Here is a 17,222-nt window from a genome sequence, read left to right as displayed (position 1 = left end):
GGCTGTCGGGAGGGGCGCTAAACCGTAACGCCGCACACATGCGGGGCGCTCTATGACCGGTGGGACAGGTGGGCCGGTAGTAGCCTGGCCGGCGGACCCCACCCGGGGAGAACGGCGAGGTAATCATGACAGTGCGTCGACGCGTGGCACGGCTCGCGGCGGTCTGCGGTCTTGCGGGCGGCCTGGTGATGCTCGGTGCGTCACCGGCGCTGGCCGACCAGGACTCGGTCCGGGTGGGCGCGGCCAGCAGCTTCGCCGCCGGTGGTTCCGCGCAGGGGGTAAACGTCGCGGTGCGCAAGCGCACCGACGGGTGTGTCCTGCTGCGTACCGCGCTGGGCTTCAGCCTCCAGGGCCTCCAGCCGAACCAGGTGGCGGTCGAGGTCAACGCGGGCGGGCGCTGGTTCCCGGTGGCCGTCACCGGCGGCACCGGCACTGTGTCGACAGCGCAGACGTCACCCTCGAAGCCGACGCTGTGCAAGGGCAAGGGCATCACGGTGCGCTACCGGGTGGCGTTCGCGGCGGGTTCGCCGGGTGGCCGTCTCGTGGTCACGGGCGTGGGCATCAGCGCCTCTGGCCAGACGCTGGGTCGCGCCACCGATGCGGCGCGGCTGACCGGAGCGCGGGTCACTCCGTCGCCGACTCCGTCGCGGTCGAAGACGCCGTCGCCGACTCCGAGCCCGACCGAGGTCGCGACAGTCGACGAGGCGGTGAACCCGGCGGCGCAGGGCGGCGTCTCCGCGGCGCCGAGCACCACGGCGACCGCCGCCGAGTCGTCAGGGGGAGGATCGCCGGTGATGTACTTCGGCATTGTGCTGGTGGCGGTCGGGCTGCTGCTCATCGTGCTGCTGTTCCGCCGCTCACGGCAGGACCGCAAGCCGTCCGACGAGGCGCCCGACACCCTGCCGGGCAACCCGGGCGGCACCACCTACCGGGCCGGGGGTGGGTTGCCGGCCGCGCCCGGTCGCCCCGGTCAGGTGTACGGCCAGCAGCCGCCGGCCGCCACCTGGGGTGGTGCGGTGCCGTCACCGCGTCCCGCCACCGGCGGGGTTTACGGTGCCCGGCCGGACACCCCCGCGCCGGAGGCCACCCAGCCGATGCCGGGCCGGCCCGACGGCCGCCCGAAGCCCGGTGACCCGCCCACCGACGGTGACGGCCACACCGTGTTCATCCCCCGCCTCCCCGGCTGAGCGGAGGACGGCCCGGCCCTCCGTTAGGCTCAGGATCGGTGTCTAACCTGCGGCCAAGGAGTGGAACACGTGTCTGATCTGTCCCAGATTGTGAAGGCCTACGACGTCCGCGGGACGGTGCCGGACCAGTGGGACGAACGGGCCGCCGAGGCACTGGGCGCCGCCTTCACCCAACTGCTCAACTCCACCGACGAGCCGGGCGACGCCGTCGTCGTCGGGTACGACATGCGGGCCACCTCGCCCGGCCTGGCCGCCGCGTTCGCCACCGGGGTACGCGCCGAGGGCCGCTCGGTGATCGAGATCGGCCTCGCGTCCACCGACCTGCTCTACTACGCGTCCGGCTCGCTCGACCTGCCCGGCGCGATGTTCACCGCCAGCCACAACCCCGCGCAGTACAACGGCATCAAGATGTGCCGCTCCGGCGCGCGCCCGATCGGCCAGGAGAGCGGCCTGGCCGAGATCCGGGAGCGGGCCCAGGCACTTCTGGACTCGGGCGACGCTCGTCCCGCCGGAGCGCCGACCCGGCCCGCCGAGCGGCGCGACCTGCTCCCCGACTACGCCGGCTACCTGCGCAAGCTGGTGGACCTGTCGGGTATCCGGCCGTTGAAGGTGGTCGTCGACGCCGGCAACGGCATGGGTGGCTTCACCGTTCCGACGGTGCTGGGCGACGCGGCCCTGTCGCCGCTGCCGCTGGAGATCGTGCCGCTCTACTTCGAGTTGGACGGCAGCTTCCCCAACCACGAGGCCAACCCACTCGACCCGGCGAACCTGGTCGACCTCCAGCGCGCTGTGGTCGAGCACGGGGCGGACATCGGGTTGGCCTTCGACGGTGACGCCGACCGGTGCTTCGTGGTGGACGAGCGCGGCGAACCGGTCTCACCGTCGGCGATCACCGCACTCGTCGCCGCCCGTGAGCTGGCCAAGCACCCGGGTTCCACGGTGATCCACGGCCTGATCACCTCCAGCGCCGTCGCGGAGATCATCCGGGAGCACGGTGGGAAGCCGGTCGTCGCCCGGGTCGGGCACTCCTTCATCAAGGCGGAGATGGCCCGCACCAACGCCGTCTTCGGCGGCGAACACTCCGCGCACTACTACTTCCGGGACTTCTGGTTCGCCGACACCGGGATGCTCGCCGCGATGCACACGTTGGCCGCGCTGGGTGAGCAGTCGCTGCCGCTGTCCGTGTTGGCCGGTGAGTACGAGCGCTACATCGCCTCCGGCGAGATCAACTCGACGGTGACCGACCAGGCGGCGGCGGTGGCCGAGGTGCGCGCCGCGTACCCCGACGCGGTCGCTGACGAGATGGACGGGCTCACCCTGCGTTTCCCCGACGGCGCCTGGTTCAACCTGCGCGCCTCCAACACGGAGCCGCTGCTGCGGCTCAACGTCGAGGCGCCCACCCGGGATCGGATGGTCTCGCTCCGGGACGACGTGCTCGACCGCGTTCGCCGATAAGATCGCCTGCGCCGGTCGGCACCGCCGTCGGTCAAGCCGTACACGTGGAAGGAGCCGTGCCATGGCCCTGGATCCGCAGTTGCTGGAGATCCTTGCCTGTCCGGACACGCACCACGCCCCGCTCACCTATGACGCCGAGGCGCAGACGTTGACCTGCACGGAGTGCGGCCGGATCTTCGAGGTCCGCGACGACGTGCCGGTGCTGCTGCTCGACGAGGCGCGCGGCGGCCCCGGGCAGTCCTCATGATCGACGGTACGGCCGGGGTCAGTGGGCGCCGTGACGCCGACGAGGCCCTGCTCGACAACTCGCAGGCGTTGGCCGAGGCCGACCCGGGCGGCATGCTCCGGCACACGGCGTCGGCCGGTGCGCAGGTTCGCGAGAGCGCCGCACTGGCAGCCGAGGCGAACCTCGCGGTGCTCGCCGACGACGGGCGGCCCCGAGCCGTCGTGATCGCCGGCATCGGCACCGCCGGGCGTACCGGTGACGTGCTGGCCACTGTCGCCGGCCCACGCTGCCCGGTCCCGATCATCGGGCACCGCTCCGCCGGCGTGCCCGGTTGGGTGGGCGCGGCCGACGTGGTGATCGCGGTGAGCGCGTCCGGACGTAGCCCGGAGGCGCTCGGCGCCGCCGAGGCGGCCCACCGCCGTGGTGCCCGACTCGTCGCCGTGGGTGCCCCGGATTCGCAGTTGCAGTCGATCGCCGAGCAGGCCCGGGCGCCGTTCATCCCGGTGCCCCGGCGTGCCCCGGCCCGGGCCAGCCTCTGGGCGCTCACGGTGCCGGTCCTGCTCGCCGCCCGTTCCCTCGGGCTCGTGAAGGTCAACGAGGCGGACCTGGCCGAGACCGCGTCCCGGCTCGACGCGGACGCGGACCGCTGCCGGTCCGCGGCCGAGTCCTTCGTCAACCCCGCGAAGTCACTGGCGCTGGGCCTGGCCGGCTCGATCCCCATCGTCTGGGGTTCGTCCCCGCTGGCCACGGTGGCGGCCCGCCGGTTCGGCGACACCCTGTCGGCAAACGCCCGCTACCCGGTGGTCACCGGAGCGTTGGGTGAGGCCGGGCGGGGTCGGGTCGGGCTGCTCGACGGCGTCTTCGGCGGCCTGGCCGAGGGGGAGCGGGACATCTTCGCCGACCCGGCCGAGGACGACGGCGAGGGCACCCGGCTGCGGCTGGTGCTGCTGCGCGACGGCGGGCTCAACGCCGAGGACGACACCGACGAGCCGCTCGCCGTCGAGGAGCGCCGTGCGGACGCGGTGCAGACCCTCGCGGAGCGCCGTGGCGTGCGGTGCGACGTGGTGACCGCCGAGGGCGGCTCCGCCCTGGAGCGGCTGGCGTCGCTGATCGCCGTTCCGGATTTCGCCTCGATCTACCTTGCTCTGGCACACGGGTTGGACCCGATGGCCGTTCCGGCCATCACCGAGATGAAGGAGCTATCGAACCAGTGAACGAACGTACGGGGCGGCGCATCATGCGCGGACCGAGCGGCTTCGTGCGGCGAAGCGGAGCGGTGGCATGAGCGCCAACGGTGGGACGAAGGCGATTGTCGCCGCCCTGCTGGCCAACATCGGCATCGCCGTCACCAAGTTCATCGCGTTCCTGCTCTCCGGCTCGTCGTCGATGCTGGCCGAGGCGGTCCACTCGGTCGCCGACTCCGGCAACCAGGGTCTGCTGCTGCTCGGCGGCAAGCGGGCGAAGCGCGCGGCCACACCGGAACACCCGTTCGGGTACGGCCGGGAGCGCTACATCTACGCGTTCATCGTGTCCATCGTGCTGTTCAGCATCGGTGGCCTGTTCGCGCTCTACGAGGCGTACCACAAGTGGCATGACAAGGGCGGCATCGAGTCCTGGCACTGGCTGCCGGTGGTCGTGCTGGTGTTGGCGATCATCATGGAGTCGTTCTCCTTCCGGACCGCCATCAAGGAGTCCAACCACATCCGGGGCAACCAGTCCTGGGTGCGTTTCATCCGCCGGGCCAAGGCGCCGGAGCTGCCGGTGGTGCTCCTGGAGGACTTCGGCGCGCTGGTCGGTCTGGTGTTCGCCCTGTTCGGCGTCACCATGACGCTGATCACCGGCAACGGCGAGTGGGACGCCGCCGGCACCGCGATGATCGGCATCCTGCTGGTGGTCATCGCCGTCGTGCTGGCCATCGAGACGAAGAGCCTGCTGCTCGGTGAGGGCGCCGAGGCGTCCGAGCTGGCCGCCATCGAGCGGGCCGTCACCGAAGGCCCCGAGGTGGAGCGGATCATCCACATGAAGACGCTCTACCTGGGCCCGGAAGAGCTGATGGTGGCCGCCAAGATCGCCGTTCCGGAGTGGGAGAGCGCCCACGACCTGGCCCGTGGCATCAACGCCGTCGAGGCGCGGATCCGCGCCGCGGTGCCGATCGCCCGGGTGATCTATCTGGAGCCGGACGTCTACAGCACCGCCGCCGCCGAGGCCGGCACCGGTGCCGCGGCCGACACCGCGGTACCGCAGCCGCAGGACACGTCGGGCGAGCCGGCCGGGCGGCCCGGGGGCTGACGCGTGGAGCCACTGTACGGGCCGATCCGGGACTACGCCTGGGGCTCGCGCTCGGCCATCGCCCTCCTCCAGGGGCGAGCGGTGCCGAGCGCGGGCCCGGAGGCGGAGCTGTGGTTGGGGGCCCACCCGGGCGCCCCGGCCCTCGTGGATCGTGCCGGCCTGCGGGTGAGCCTCTGCGACCTGGTGCGGGACGAACCAGGGCAGTGGCTCGGCCAGCGGGTGTCCGAGCGGTTCGGCGACCGGCTGCCGTTCCTGCTCAAGGTGCTCGCGGCCGACGCTCCGCTGAGCCTGCAGGCCCACCCGGACGCCGAGCAGGCGCAGGCTGGCTACGCGGCGGAGGCGGGGCGCACCGAGGGGCCGCGCAACTACTCCGACCCGCACCACAAGCCGGAGTTGCTTGTCGCGCTCACCCCGTTCGAGGCGCTGTGCGGTTTCCGGGATCCGGCGGAGTCGGCCGAGGCGCTCGCGGCGTTCGGCGTACCGGAGTTGGCGCCTGTGGTCGCCGCGTTGCGGTCCGGGCCGGCAGGGTTGCGGACGGCGGTGCGGACGCTGCTCGGCTGGCCGGTCGCCAGGCGTCACGACCTGCTGGCCGCTGTGGTGGCGGCCCCGGTCGACGGCCCGGACGCGGAGCTGACCCGCCGACTGGCCACGGCGTACCCGGGGGATCCGGGTGCGCTGGTCGCGCTGCTGTTGCACCACCTGCGGCTGGAGGCGGGGGAGGCGATCTGGATGCCCGCCGGCAACCTGCACGCCTACCTGAGTGGCTGCGGCGTGGAGATCATGGCGGCCAGCGACAACGTGCTGCGCGGCGGCCTGACGCCGAAGCGGGTGGACGTCGACGAGTTGTTGCGGGTGCTGCGCTTCGAGGTGCTCGTCGATCCGGTGCGGGCCGCGGAGCCGGTCGGCCCGGGCGTGGACTGCTGGCCCGTGCCGGTGGACGACTTCGCGCTGCACCGGGTCCGGGTCGACGCGGCGGTGCCCTCGGTGACACTGTCGCTGCCGGGGCCCCGGGTGGTGCTCTGCGCTGGTGGTTCGATCACCGTGGACGACGGTGCCGGCGCGTTGACGCTGGCCTCCGGCGAGGCGGCGATCGGTACGGCGTTGGAAGCGCCGCTGCGGATCGACGGCACCGGTGTGGCGTTCGTGGCGACGTCCGGGCTGCGCTGACCCCGACCCTAGCCAACGACACAAGTCCGACTTTTCCGGAATAGCTTGACGTCATCCTGCCTGAGTGTGACTCTATGAGTACGCAGCGTTATCGCGACGACGGTCCGAGAACGTGCGGGGGAACCAAACCGGGGGGATGCACGGGGCGGGCGGGACGTGGGCGGGAAAGTCCGTCCATCACCGACCGCCCCGTGCGCTGTCCGCCGACCGTGCCTGATGCCCGTCGCCGACGCGCGTAAGGTGGAAGGTCGGCGCAGACATCGTTCGACAGGAGCTTTCATGACCAGCACCCTCCCGGCGTCCGCCAGCGGCACGCCGTCCGAGGCCCGGCCGAGCACGCTCGCCGACGGCGACTTCAAGGTGGCGGATCTGTCGCTCGCCGAGTTCGGGCGTAAAGAGATCCAGCTCGCCGAGCACGAAATGCCCGGCCTGATGGCGATCCGTCGCGAGTTCGCCGAGGCGCAGCCGCTCGCCGGCGCGCGGATCACCGGCTCCCTGCACATGACCATCCAGACCGCCGTCCTGATCGAGACGTTGGTCGCGCTCGGCGCGCAGGTGCGCTGGGCGTCCTGCAACATCTTCTCCACCCAGGACCACGCCGCCGCGGCGATCGTCGTCGGCCCGGACGGCACCCCCGAGGCTCCGGCCGGGGTTCCGGTGTACGCCTGGAAGGGCGAGACCCTTCCGGAGTACTGGTGGTGCACCGAGCAGGTGCTCGCCTGGCCGGACGGGCAGGGCCCCAACATGATCCTCGACGACGGCGGCGACGCGACCCTGCTCGTACACAAGGGCACCGAGTTCGAGCGGGCCGGGGCGGTCCCGCCCGTCGAGTCCGCCGACTCCGAGGAGTACGCGGTCATCCTCGAGCTGCTGCACCGCTCGCTCGGCGAGGACGGCCAGCGGTGGACCCGGATCTCCGCCGGCATCAAGGGCGTGACCGAGGAGACCACCACCGGCGTGCACCGGCTCTACGAGATGCACCGGGCCGGCACCCTGCTCTTCCCGGCCATCAACGTCAACGACTCGGTGACCAAGAGCAAGTTCGACAACAAGTACGGCTGCCGGCACTCGCTCATCGACGGCATCAACCGTGCCACCGACGTGCTGATCGGCGGCAAGATGGCGGTCGTCATGGGCTACGGCGACGTGGGCAAGGGCTGCGCCGAGTCGCTGCGCGGCCAGGGCGCCCGGGTCGTGGTGACCGAGGTGGACCCGATCTGCGCGTTGCAGGCCGCCATGGACGGCTACCAGGTCGCCACCCTGGACGACGTTGTCGAGCAGGCCGACATCTTCATCACCGCCACCGGCTGCTTCGACGTCATCACCAACGAGCACATGGCCCGGATGAAGCACCAGGCCATCGTCGGCAACATCGGCCACTTCGACAACGAGATCGACATGGCCGGGCTGGCCAAGCGGTCCGACGTCGAGCGGATCAACATCAAGCCGCAGGTCGACCTGTGGCGCTTCGCCGACGGGCACGCCATCATCGTGCTCTCCGAGGGTCGCCTGCTGAACCTGGGCAACGCGACCGGGCACCCGAGCTTCGTCATGTCGAACTCGTTCGCCAACCAGACGATCGCCCAGATCGAGCTCTTCACCAAGACCGAGGAGTACCCGATCGGCGTCTACGTGCTGCCCAAGCACCTGGACGAGAAGGTGGCCCGACTGCACCTCGGCGCACTCGGCGCCAAGCTGAGCACGCTGACCAAGGAGCAGGCCGCCTACCTCGGCGTCTCCACGGAGGGTCCGTTCAAGCCGGATCACTACCGCTACTGATCGACACCTCTGGACCGGGTCGGCTTTTCGCAGCCGGCCCGGTCCGTCGTCTCCGCCCTGCCGGGCCGGGGCTCGGGCGCGGGTCCGCGGGGTCGGGGCTTGGTCAGGTGCGGCGGGTGGGGCGGAACCAGGTCCAGATGCACCAGGCCAGCCAGCCGAGCGAGACGAGGGTGGCCAGTGCCCGTAGGCGTAGTGCGCTGAGCAGCAGCACCACGGCCAGGACCGTCAACCACGGCAGGAATCCCCTCACGGCGCGATCTTCGCACAGTGGAGTTCGCCGTAGACAGGGTGAGCTTGTCGTGAACGACTTGACGACGACGCTGACCAGGAGGAAGGTATGCCTGCCCTAAGTCAACCAAGGCGTGCCTAACCTACTCGGAGCTCGGATGTTCGCCACCTACCTGATCGGTCTGCGGGAAGGGCTGGAAGCCACCCTGGTGGTCAGCATCCTGGTCGCCTTCCTGGTGAAGTCGCAGCGCCGGGACCGGCTGCCGCAGGTGTGGGCGGGCGTTGGCCTGGCCGTGGCGCTCTCGGTGCTCTTCGGCTGGCTGATCGAGTACACGTCGACCTCGCTGCTGTCCCGATCCGAGGATCGTGAGTTGTTCGAGGCGATCACCTCGGTCGCCGCCGTGGTTTTCGTGACCTGGATGATCTTCTGGATGCGCCGGGCCGCCCGGACCATCGCCGGCGAACTGCGGGGCAAGCTCACCGAGGCGCTGGCCGTCGGGTCCCTCGCCGTCGCCGGGATGGCGTTCCTCGCGGTGATCCGCGAGGGTCTGGAGACGGCGCTGATCTTCTACTCGGCCGCCCAGGGTGCGGCCGGCGACAGCGGCCCGCTGCTCGCGTTGATCGGCGGGATCGTCACCGCCGTGGTCCTCGGCGTGCTGCTCTACGCCAGCGCCCTGCGGATCAACCTCAGCAAGTTCTTCACCTGGACCGGCGCGCTGCTGATCCTGGTCGCCGCCGGCATCCTCAAGTACGGCGTGCACGACTTCCAGGAGGCCGGCGTCCTGCCCGGCCTGAACGACCTGGCTTTCGACATCACCAGCGTGCTCGACCCGAGCACCTGGTACGCGGCCCTGCTCGCCGGCATGTTCAACGTGACCCCCGCGCCCACAGTGCTGGAGACGATCGCCTGGGTCGCGTACGCCGTACCGGTGCTCCTGCTCTTCCTGCGACCGGCCCGGCGTAAGCCGGCACCCACCGCGACCACCACCACCGTCACCGAGCGCGGGGCTGACACCGGCGCCGAGGCCGAGGCGGCGTCCGCGCCGCAGCGTGCCTGACCCACGAGGAGAGACAGCTTCGATGCGTACCACCCAGTTCTTCGCGCTGGCCGCCGCCGGCGTGCTGGCCACGGCCGGTCTGGCCGCCTGCTCCGACTCTGACAAGGGCGACTCGGCCGGGTCTGGCGGACCGATCGTGGTCAAGGCCAGCGACACCGCCTGTGAGGTCGGCTCGACCGACCTGGGCGCCGGCACCGCCACCTTCAAGATCACCAATTCGGGTGCGAAGGTGACCGAGTTCTACGTGTACGCCGACGGCGACCGGGTGATGGGCGAGGTGGAGAACATCGCCCCTGGGCTGAGCCGCGAGCTGCACGTGGAGTTGCCGGCCGGCACGTACCAGACGGCCTGCAAGCCGGGGATGAGCGGCAAGGGCATCCGGGGCGCGCTCAAGGTCAGCGGGTCGGCGCAGCCGCTCACCGCCGACGCCGCGCTGGGTGACGCCACGGACAACTACCAGCGGTACGTGAAGAGCCAGACCAGCGCGCTGTTGGACAAGACCGAGGAGTTCGTCGGCGCGGTCAAGGCCGGCGATGTGGCGAAGTCCAAGGCGCTCTACCCGGTCGCCCGCACCTACTGGGAGCGGATCGAGCCGGTCGCTGAGATCTTCGGTGACCTCGACCCCAAGATCGACGGCCGCGAGGAGGTCCTTGAGGAGGGGATGGAGTTCACCGGCTTCCACCGGATCGAGAAGGACCTCTGGCAGTCCGGCGACATCTCCAAGGACGGCCCGATCGCCGACCGCCTGCTGGTGGATGTCAAGGAGATCGTGGCCAAGGCGAACGCCGAGAAGCTCTCCCCGCTCCAGCTCGCCAACGGTGCCAAGGAACTGCTCGACGAGGTGGCCAGCGGCAAGATCACCGGCGAGGAGGACCGCTACTCGCACACCGACCTGTGGGACTTCGCCGCCAACCTCGAAGGTTCCAAGGCCGCCGTGTCTGCCCTGCGGCCCGCGTTGCAGCAGCGCTCGCCGGAGCTGGTGAGTCAGCTGGACGCCGAGTTCACGAACGTCGAGGGCCTGCTCGGCAAGCACCGCGACGGCGACGGGTGGAAGCTGCACACCGCGCTGAGCAAGGCCGAGCTCAAGGAGCTCTCCGACGGGATCAACGCGCTCGCCGAGCCGATCAGCAAGGTCGCCGCGGCCGTCGCGAAGTGACCACCTGGCAGAAAGAGTCGAGTCGATGAGCGGAAGCAGGTTCACCCGGCGCCGGGCGATCACCCTGGCCGGCGCCGGGGTGGCCGGGGTCGCCGGAGTGGCGGCCGGCGCGGGGGCGCTGCTGAACGGCTCCCATGGCCCGGCCGCGGCGAGCGACCACCCGGCCGGGGCGGTGCCGTTCCACGGAGAGCACCAGGCCGGCATCGTCACCCCGGCGCAGGACCGGCTGCACTTCGTGGCCTTCGACGTGATCACCAAGGACCGGGCCCGACTCGTCGAACTGCTCCAGGAGTGGACGGCCGCCGCCGCCCGGATGACCGCGGGGCGCGACGCCGGGGTGCTGGGTGCGGTCGGCGGGATGCCGGAGGCCCCACCGGACGACACCGGCGAGGCGCTCGGCCTGCCTCCCTCGCAGCTCACCCTCACCATCGGTTTCGGGCCGACGCTGTTCCGCGACGCCGACGGACGGGACCGCTTCGGCCTTGCCGAGCGTCGTCCTGCCGCCCTCGCCGAGCTGCCGAAGTTTCCTGGCGACGCGTTGCAGCCGCAGCTCTCCGGCGGCGACCTCTGCGTCCAGGCCTGCTCCAACGATCCGCAGGTGGCGGTGCACGCGATCCGTAACCTGGCCCGGCTGGGCATGGGCGTGGTGAGCGTCCGCTGGTCGCAGCTCGGCTTCGGTCGCACCTCGTCGACCACGCGGGAGCAGGCCACCGCACGCAACCTGTTCGGGTTCAAGGACGGCACGGCCAACCTCAAGGCCGAGGACACCGACCTGCTGCGTGACCAGTTGTGGGTGCAGCCGGGCGACGGGCCGGACTGGATGGCCGGCGGCTCGTACCTGGTGACCCGCAAGATCCGAATGCTGGTGGAGACCTGGGACCGGACCTCCCTCGCCGAGCAGGAGGAAATCGTCGGCCGGGCCAAGGGCAGCGGCGCGCCGCTGGGTCGCGGCGACGAGTTCGACGAGCCCGACTTCGCCGCCCGTGGCGCGGACGGGAAGCCGGTGATCGCCGAGCACGCCCATGTCACGCTGGCCCACCCGAGCCGGAACGGCGGGGCCCAACTGCTCCGCCGGGGTTACAACTTCGTCGACGGCTCGGACGGCCTCGGCCGGCTCGACGCGGGCCTCTTCTTCATCGCCTACCAGCGTGATCCACGCCGTCAGTTCGTGCCGATCCAGACGCAGCTGGCCCGGCACGACGTGATGAACGAGTACCTGCGACACGTCTCCAGCGGGGTGTTCGCCTGCCCGCCCGGGGTACGCGACGGCGGGGAACACTGGGGGAGTGGGCTGTTCGGCTGACCGTCGTCCGGATGGCGACAGCCGGATCGGTCCGGCTTGCGGTGGCGCCGGGCGCCGCCAAAGGGGGATCATGGTGGCAGCCTGGCCCGCGGCCATCCGTGCGCCCAGGCACCGCAGCACGTGGCGCCGCCGCCGCGGACTGCTGGCACCCGGTTTGACGGCGGCGCTGAGCGTTACCGGCGGACGCCGGTCCCACCGAACTGAATGAGGATGCAATATTAATCCCATGAGAGCCCGCGTACTGGTGGTCGACGATGACCCCGCGCTCGCCGAGATGCTCGGCATCGTGCTGCGCAGTGAGGGTTTCCTGCCCTCTTTTGTGGCGGACGGCGAGCGGGCGTTGGCCGCTTTTCGCGACAGTCGTCCCGACATAGTGCTGCTTGACCTGATGCTTCCCGGCATGAGCGGGATCGACGTCGCCAGGTCGATTCGGGCGGAGTCCGGCGTGCCCATCGTCATGCTGACCGCCAAGAGCGACACCGTCGACGTCGTGCTCGGCCTGGAATCCGGCGCCGACGACTACGTGGTCAAGCCGTTCAAGCCCAAGGAGCTGGTGGCCCGGATGCGGGCCCGACTGCGCCGAGGCGAGGACGTGGCCCCGGAGATGCTCACCATCGGGCCGCCGGACAACCAGATCACCATCGACGTGCCCGCGCACACGGTGAGTCGCAACGACGAGGAGGTGAAGCTGACGCCGCTGGAGTTCGACCTGCTGGTCGCGCTCGCCCGCAAGCCACGTCAGGTCTTCACCCGCGAGGTGCTGCTCGAACAGGTCTGGGGCTACCGGCACGCGGCCGACACCCGTCTGGTCAACGTGCACGTCCAGCGGTTGCGGGCCAAGATCGAACCAGACCCGGAGCGACCGGAAATCATCCTCACCGTGCGGGGCGTGGGTTACAAGGCGGGGACCGGATAGCCTGGTCGCACTGTGTCGACCTCGCCGCCCCCACCCTCCCCGAGTACGGCAGCCCGCCGGCCCAGCGCCGGCGGGGAGCTCTGGCGTGCGGTGAGTGGTCGGGTCGCTCGTGCGGTGGGTCGGGCACACCAGACCTGGCGTCGCTCGCTCCAGGTTCGGGTCGTGACCATCACGCTGGTCGCGTCCAGCCTCCTGGTCGGCGGGTTCGCGTTCCTGATCGCTGACAAGATCACCACCATCCTGCTCGACAGCGCGCGCAGCGACGTCCGGCAGCGGGTGACAACCGGCGCCAGCTACGCGGCCAAGCAGGTCTCCTTCTACGGCCAGCCGCAGGAGGCGCAGCTTCAGGAGACCATCGACGGCACTGTCAACTACCTGGCCGGCGGCGACCCCCAGCAGACCAGCGGCGTGGTGGTGGCCATCACCGCCGACGACTATCCCAACGACATCCAGACGCGCACCTCCCCGTCGGCGAACGTGCAGCCGCTGATCAGCCCCGAGCTGCGGGCCGCGATCGCCGACGGCAAGGTGGCCAGTCAGATCCGCACCGGGCGACTCACCGGCGAGACCACCAAATACCTTGTCTACGGCTCGCCGGTGCCCACCCGCTTCGGCCAGATCGAGCTCTACTACCTGGTCCCGCTGGGCCGGCAGGACGTCACCGCCGCCGACGCCCGCGCCACGGTGGTGGCCACCGGGGTCGCGCTGGTGATCCTCCTCGGGTTGCTCGCGGCGCTTGTCACCCGGCTGGTGGTCAACCCGGTCCGGGTCGCCGCACGTACCGCCCAGCGGCTCTCCGCGGGCCTGCTCGACCAGCGGATGGTGGTCAACGGCGAGGACGACCTGGCCCTGCTCGCCGCGTCGTTCAACCAGATGGCCACCAACCTGCAACGGCAGATCCTGCGCCTGGAAGAGATGTCCCGGTTGCAGCGCCGCTTCACCTCGGACGTGTCCCACGAGCTGCGTACCCCGCTGACCACGGTGCGGATGGCCGCCGACCTGATCTTCGCTGAGCGCGACGAGTTCGACCCCGCCGTAGCCCGCAGCGCCGAGCTGCTCCAGGCCGAGTTGGACCGCTTCGAGGAGCTGCTGACCGACCTGCTGGAGATCAGTCGGTTCGACGCGGGCTTCGCCATGCTGGATTCCGAGCCGACCGACCTGGTGCCGGTGGTGCACCGGGTGGTCGACCGGCTGGCGGGCCTGGCCGAGCGGGTTGGCGTACCGATCGAACTGGACCTGCCGGGCACGCCGGTCATCGCCGAGGTCGACCCGCGCCGGGTCGAGCGGGTGTTGCGCAACCTGGTCGGCAACGCCGTCGAGCACGGTGAGGCCCGCCCGGTGCTGATCACCCTTGGCATCGACGAGACCGCCGTGGCGATCACGGTCCGCGACCACGGCGTGGGGCTGAAGGTCGGCGAGGAGAAGCTGGTGTTCAACCGGTTCTGGCGGGCGGACCCGTCGCGGGCCCGGCAGACCGGGGGCACCGGGCTGGGCCTGTCGATCAGCCTGGAGGACGCACGGCTGCACGGCGGCTGGCTGGAGGCGTGGGGTGCTCCCGGGCAGGGCGCGCAGTTCCGACTCACCCTGCCGGCCCGTGCTGGCGATCGGCTGACCACCTCACCGCTGCGGCTGGTGCCGGCCGACGCCGCCCTGCCGTTCGGCGGCCCCCGCGACGGTGGGCCACTGGCCATCGGTCCCGGCACCGGCGGGGCACTGGCGATCGGTCCGGCTCCCGCCGGGGACGGGCAGCGGACGGAGGTGCGCTCGTGAGACGGCCGACTCTGCTCGGAACCCTCGGCGTGATGGTGCTGCTGGGCGCCGGCTGTGGCATTCCGGCGGCATCCGACGTGCGGGTGGACGGCAAGGGCAGCGCCGCGACCGAGGCCGGTGTGATCAGTCGGGGCAGTGAGCCACCGACGCGCACGGCCAGCGGCAGCGTCAACGAGACGTTCGTCCGCAACTTCCTGTCCGCCGCCGCCGGCGAGCCGGATCGGGCGTACGAGCGGGTCAAGGCGTTCATCGCCCCGGAGGACAAGACTCGCCTGCAGGACAAGAAGGGCAGCGAGGTCGCGCTGAACGTGGTCCGGCTGCGCGAGGCGGTCTACACCCTCAACAGCGACTCGACCACGACCGTCAAGATCACCGTGCAGCAGATCGGGGTGCTGCGGACCAACGGCATCCTGGCCCCACCGGTGGCGACCGAGACGGAGTACGAGTTCGGCCTGCGCAGTGCGTCCTTCAACGGCGGCGTCAACGATGACCGGGCCGGCCTCTACGTCATCAACCCGCCCAACGTGCTGCTGCTCAGCGACACCGCCCTTCGGGAGTACTACCAGGACGAGACGATCTACTTCTGGAGTTCGGACCGCAGCCGCCTGGTGCCCGACCAGCGCTACCGACCGCAGGCGGTGCCGGTCGAGCGGCAGGTCAACGAGGTGGTGAAGTGGCTGGTCGGTGGCCCCTCCGACTGGTTGCGCCCGGGAGTCGTCGGGCTGCCCGACCGCACCGAGCTGATCAACAACGCCACCGGCGGCAACGGTCGGTGGGAGGTCAACCTGGACATGTCCGGCGACGACCAGAGCGGGATCGATCAGTTGATTACGCAGATCGCCTGGTCGCTGGGGGACCTCACCGGTCAGCTGGAGTTGAAGATCCGCAACAACGCGCAGCCCGTGGTGGACCTGGGCGAGCGACGAGACGCCCGGGTGCTCTACCCGTATGCCACCAGCCCGCAGCGGTTCGGCGTGTACGACGGCGCGATCCACCCACTCGACTTCGACGGCGAGCCCAGCGGCACGGTGCCGTTGACACCCGAGGCCAACCGTAACGTCGTCTCCGCCAGCCTCGGGCTGGCCAAGGACCGCCGGATCCTCGCCGCGATGGTGGTCGCCAGCAGCGGCAAGAACCGGTACCGACTCGCCGTGGGCACGGGTGCCGACCCGGTCTCCGTGGTCAGCCGCAGCGGCGCCGAATACTCCTCGATCGGCCGACCGGTCTGGCTGCGTACGGTCGACAACCGTCCCAGCCGCGGCCTCGTCGTGGCCGACGGGCAGCTCTACCGGTTCGACGAGGCGGCCCGGATGTATCCGGTGCCGCTCAACCTGCCCTCCGCCGCGGTCACCGCGGTGGCCGCCGGGTTGGACGGCCAGCGGGTGGCGCTGATCGTCGGCGGCCGTCTCTACGTCGCCGCGGTCAACCTCGACGGCGGCGGGGCCTCCATCGGCCCGCCCCGAGAGCTGGTCACCTCGCTGACGAACCCGACGGCTGTCGACTGGGGCAGGGAGGACCAGCTGGTGGTGGCGGGGTCGGTCGGCCAGCCGGCGATCTACGAGATCAGTGTCGACGGCGCCCTGGAGACACCGTTGCGGACCGACCTCGGCGCCAAGGTGACCCACCTGACCGCGTACCCGACCAACCGCAGTGTGCGGACGCCCGGCGGGGCGTACATGTACGAGGCGAACGGGGTGGCCTACCGCAGCAGCCCGTTCGAACGGATCGAGCCCGGCCGGGTACGCGACATCGCCCCGGTGCCGACCGGTGTCCGGCCGAGCAACCCGTCGGCGCCGTTCTTCCTCTACTGACACGGTGAGCGGGCTCTGGGCGGACCTCGCCGACCTGGTGCTGCCCGCCGACTGCGCCGGTTGTCGGGAGCGCCGACCCGGCCTGCGGCACGGGGTCTGCCCAGCCTGTGTCGTGGCGCTGGGTGCATTGCGGCCACGGGCGGTCCGCCCCACCCCCGCCCCGCCGGGCCTGCCGTCCTGCGTCGCCCTCGGCCCGTACGCGGGTCCGCTGCGCGAGGCTCTGCTGGCGTACAAGGAACACGGCCGACACGGGCTTGCTCGCCCGCTCGGCGCGCTGCTCGCCGAGGTCGTCGCGGCGGCCGTCGGTGGGGCCCGTCCGCTGGCGTTGGTTCCGGTCCCGGACACCGCGGCGGCGGCCCGGTCCCGCTACGGGGACCACCTCGACCGGCTGGCCCGGCACTGCGCGGCCCGGCTCAACCGGAGCGGTTGGGCGGTGCGGGTGCACCGTCCGCTGCGGGCGTCACCCCGGCCCGACTCGGTCACCCTGGACAGCGCCGGGCGCGCGGCGGCGGCCGAGGCGGCCTTCCAGCCCCGCCCGACGGGGCCGGTCCGGGGTCGTGCCGGCGGCCCGGCGCCGGTCGTGGTGCTGCTCGACGACATCGTCACCACCGGCGTGACCCTCGCCGCCGCGAGCCGGGTGCTGACCGCTACAGGATGGGCACCGGGTGTTGCGGCGGTGCTCGCGGCGACCGAGAAAAGGCACCAGTCGTAACCCATAGTGTTTCCGTTTCACCCGTTGGTGTATGAGCTGCGAAAAATCCTGGGTCGTCTCGGCAACATGGGGTGACTGCCGGGCAAACAAGAGTTAGCGTTTCGCTGTCGGGGGTAGGAGGTCGTTCCCACCACCCTCGGCGGTGAGAGGAGGCGTAGCCGTACC

15 protein-coding genes are annotated in these 17,222 nt (G+C 71.2%); 14 read left to right on the top strand and 1 reads right to left on the bottom strand.

Annotated features, from left to right (window positions below; genetic code table 11):
- Positions 1 to 125: 125 nt before the first annotated feature.
- The 7 genes from ACLQ3F_RS22770 (at position 126) to ahcY (ending at position 8,103) form a co-directional block, all read left to right on the top strand.
- Positions 126 to 1,187, top strand: a complete 1,062-nt coding sequence (locus ACLQ3F_RS22770; RefSeq protein WP_425851262.1) for a hypothetical protein — start codon at positions 126 to 128, stop codon at positions 1,185 to 1,187.
- Positions 1,188 to 1,256: 69 nt separating this feature from the next.
- Positions 1,257 to 2,642, top strand: coding sequence for a phosphomannomutase/phosphoglucomutase (locus ACLQ3F_RS22765; RefSeq protein ID WP_355005567.1), 1,386 nt, complete (start codon positions 1,257 to 1,259; stop codon positions 2,640 to 2,642).
- Positions 2,643 to 2,703: 61 nt separating this feature from the next.
- Positions 2,704 to 2,889 carry a Trm112 family protein gene (locus ACLQ3F_RS22760; RefSeq protein ID WP_091394023.1) on the top strand — a complete coding sequence of 62 codons (186 nt, stop codon included), beginning with the start codon at positions 2,704 to 2,706 and terminating at the stop codon, positions 2,887 to 2,889.
- A complete protein-coding gene (locus tag ACLQ3F_RS22755; RefSeq protein ID WP_357204243.1) occupies positions 2,886 to 4,082 on the top strand; it encodes an SIS domain-containing protein in 1,197 nt (398 codons plus the stop codon). Before ACLQ3F_RS22760 ends, ACLQ3F_RS22755 begins: the two co-directional genes overlap by 4 nt.
- Positions 4,083 to 4,149: 67 nt before the next feature.
- Complete coding sequence (locus tag ACLQ3F_RS22750) at positions 4,150 to 5,157, top strand: cation diffusion facilitator family transporter (RefSeq protein WP_425851260.1); 1,008 nt, start codon at positions 4,150 to 4,152, stop codon at positions 5,155 to 5,157.
- 3 nt (positions 5,158 to 5,160) lie between these two features.
- Positions 5,161 to 6,324 carry a mannose-6-phosphate isomerase, class I gene (manA, locus tag ACLQ3F_RS22745; RefSeq protein ID WP_425851258.1) on the top strand — a complete coding sequence of 388 codons (1,164 nt, stop codon included), beginning with the start codon at positions 5,161 to 5,163 and terminating at the stop codon, positions 6,322 to 6,324.
- Positions 6,325 to 6,603: 279 nt separating this feature from the next.
- On the top strand, positions 6,604 to 8,103 hold the full coding sequence (gene ahcY / locus ACLQ3F_RS22740; RefSeq protein WP_328650867.1) for an adenosylhomocysteinase: 1,500 nt from the start codon (positions 6,604 to 6,606) through the stop codon (positions 8,101 to 8,103).
- Between the two features lie 103 nt (positions 8,104 to 8,206).
- On the opposite strand, the gene ACLQ3F_RS22735 is transcribed toward ahcY, so the two are convergent.
- A complete protein-coding gene (locus tag ACLQ3F_RS22735) occupies positions 8,207 to 8,353 on the bottom strand; it encodes a hypothetical protein (protein ID WP_167493764.1) in 147 nt (48 codons plus the stop codon).
- 136 nt (positions 8,354 to 8,489) lie between these two features.
- On the opposite strand from ACLQ3F_RS22735, the gene efeU reads away from it, so the two are divergent.
- The 7 genes from efeU (at position 8,490) to ACLQ3F_RS22700 (ending at position 17,057) form a co-directional block, all read left to right on the top strand.
- Complete coding sequence (efeU, locus tag ACLQ3F_RS22730) at positions 8,490 to 9,389, top strand: iron uptake transporter permease EfeU (RefSeq protein ID WP_357203295.1); 900 nt, start codon at positions 8,490 to 8,492, stop codon at positions 9,387 to 9,389.
- 22 nt (positions 9,390 to 9,411) lie between these two features.
- Positions 9,412 to 10,545 (top strand): iron uptake system protein EfeO, encoded by a 1,134-nt coding sequence (gene efeO, locus ACLQ3F_RS22725; RefSeq protein WP_357203298.1) that lies wholly within the window; start codon positions 9,412 to 9,414, stop codon positions 10,543 to 10,545.
- Between the two features lie 25 nt (positions 10,546 to 10,570).
- On the top strand, positions 10,571 to 11,848 hold the full coding sequence (gene efeB / locus ACLQ3F_RS22720; RefSeq protein WP_357259108.1) for an iron uptake transporter deferrochelatase/peroxidase subunit: 1,278 nt from the start codon (positions 10,571 to 10,573) through the stop codon (positions 11,846 to 11,848).
- Between the two features lie 226 nt (positions 11,849 to 12,074).
- The gene (gene mtrA, locus ACLQ3F_RS22715) at positions 12,075 to 12,764 is read left to right on the top strand and encodes an MtrAB system response regulator MtrA (protein ID WP_030331519.1); all 690 of its coding nucleotides are present in this window, start codon (positions 12,075 to 12,077) and stop codon (positions 12,762 to 12,764) included.
- A gap of 12 nt (positions 12,765 to 12,776) precedes the next feature.
- Complete coding sequence (gene mtrB, locus ACLQ3F_RS22710) at positions 12,777 to 14,534, top strand: MtrAB system histidine kinase MtrB (RefSeq protein ID WP_357203304.1); 1,758 nt, start codon at positions 12,777 to 12,779, stop codon at positions 14,532 to 14,534.
- Positions 14,535 to 14,566: 32 nt separating this feature from the next.
- Entirely contained in the window at positions 14,567 to 16,345 is a 1,779-nt protein-coding gene (locus tag ACLQ3F_RS22705) for an LpqB family beta-propeller domain-containing protein (protein ID WP_425851361.1), read from the top strand.
- Between the two features lie 37 nt (positions 16,346 to 16,382).
- Complete coding sequence (locus tag ACLQ3F_RS22700) at positions 16,383 to 17,057, top strand: ComF family protein (RefSeq protein WP_425851359.1); 675 nt, start codon at positions 16,383 to 16,385, stop codon at positions 17,055 to 17,057.
- The last annotated feature ends 165 nt before the right edge of the window (positions 17,058 to 17,222 follow it).

Origin of the sequence: Micromonospora sp. DT15, from assembly GCF_049841475.1 — a bacterium.
In the GTDB taxonomy this organism is placed as follows: Bacteria; Actinomycetota; Actinomycetes; order Mycobacteriales; family Micromonosporaceae; genus Micromonospora.
The sequence above is the reverse complement of the archived record's forward strand: the minus strand, read 5'-3'. Positions and strand labels throughout refer to the sequence as shown.